The 1358-nt window shown below is 66.7% G+C and carries 2 protein-coding genes; both read right to left on the bottom strand.

What is annotated here, in order from left to right; genetic code table 11:
* A partial coding sequence (locus tag EOA86_RS34800) for an ABC transporter permease (RefSeq protein WP_206630230.1) occupies positions 1–776 on the bottom strand: 776 nt, incomplete at its 3' end.
* Positions 777–795: 19 nt separating this feature from the next.
* Positions 796–1358, bottom strand: a 563-nt coding sequence (locus tag EOA86_RS34795; RefSeq protein WP_128345638.1) for a transcriptional antiterminator, incomplete at its 5' end; no start/stop codon positions are given.

Below are 1358 nucleotides of genomic sequence, written 5' to 3'. Positions count from 1 at the left end.
CCCGGAAAGAAGACCAGCCAGGGCGCTGCCTGGAAATAGGTCTGGTTCTCGAAAATGATGTTGCCCCAGGATGCGGTCGGCGGCTGCACGCCGATGCCGAGATAGCTGAGCGTTGCTTCCAGCAGCACCGTGGTCGAGATGCCGAGCATGCCCCAGACGATGATCGTCGGCAGCAGATGCGGCAGGATGTGGCGAAACAGGATGCGTGGTGCGCTGGCCCCGATCGTGCGCTCGGCGTCGATGAACTCGCGCTCGGCGAGCGAGCTGGTCTCGGTGTAGATGACCCGCGCGGTCTGCACCCAGTTCACCAGTGCGATCACCATGGCAACGATCCACAGGCTCGGCTGGAGCACCGCCGCCAGGCAGATGGCGAGCAGCAGCGCCGGGAAGGCCATCATCAGATCGGTGAAGCGCATCAGCGCGCCGCCGATCCAGCCGCGGAAATAGCCCGCGGTGACGCCGACCAGCGTGCCGATCAAAAGCGCCACGCCGTTGGCGACGATGCCGATGATCAGCGAGGTGCGCGCGCCGAAAAGGATGCGGGTCAGCAGATCGCGGCCGAGCAGATCCGTGCCCAGCCAGAAGCTGGCATTCGGCGGCAAGGGCGCGCCTTCAAGCGTCAGCCCGTCAAACATCTGCTCGTTCGGATCGTAGCCGGTCAACCACGGCGCCAGGATGGCGCCAGCCACGACGATGGCAACGATCACCAGGCCGAGCAGCGCCAGAGGGCGTTTTATCAGCCGCCGCCAGACGCCGGCGCGTGGCTTGACCGGCATGCGCCCGGTTGCGGGAAGATCAGGCGCGATGGGATTGGTCATCGCCGCCTTCTTCTTCCGTCATCGCCACGATCCTGCGCGCGGCCTCCTCGACGCTGATCTGCCAGCTCATCGCCAGCGACCGGAGCTGCGCATAGGCGCGGCCGTCCTCGGCGCCTTTCGACAAGGCCTCCACCGCGCGCACGATGGTCTGGCGCTCCGCGACGCGCAGGCGAAGCGACGATATCTCGCTTGCCAAAAGCTTGCGCGCCTCGAAACTCTGCCGTGCGATCAACAGGGCGCTGTAGACGCCGGCATTGCCGACCGGCTTCAGCAACTGGGCGTCGGCCTTGTGCGACAGCGCCCACTCGATGCGGCCCGGCGCTTCGGAGCCGATCAGCGCCACCAGCGGCATCGGCGCCTCGCCCGGCGCCCATGGGAATTGTTCGTCGAAGCCGAGATCGGCATCGAAGAAAACGAAGTCCGCCGCCAGCGCCTCGGCCGGCAGTTCCGGCCAGCAGCCGATCGTCTCGAGGCCGATGGCCGACAATTGCCGCGTGATCGCCTGCACCGTCGGATGCGGACGATGCAGGACAAAGGCCC

Source organism: Mesorhizobium sp. M5C.F.Ca.IN.020.32.2.1, assembly GCF_004023105.1.
In the GTDB taxonomy this organism is placed as follows: Bacteria; Pseudomonadota; Alphaproteobacteria; order Rhizobiales; family Rhizobiaceae; genus Mesorhizobium; species Mesorhizobium wenxiniae.
The sequence above is the reverse complement of the archived record's forward strand: the minus strand, read 5'-3'. Positions and strand labels throughout refer to the sequence as shown.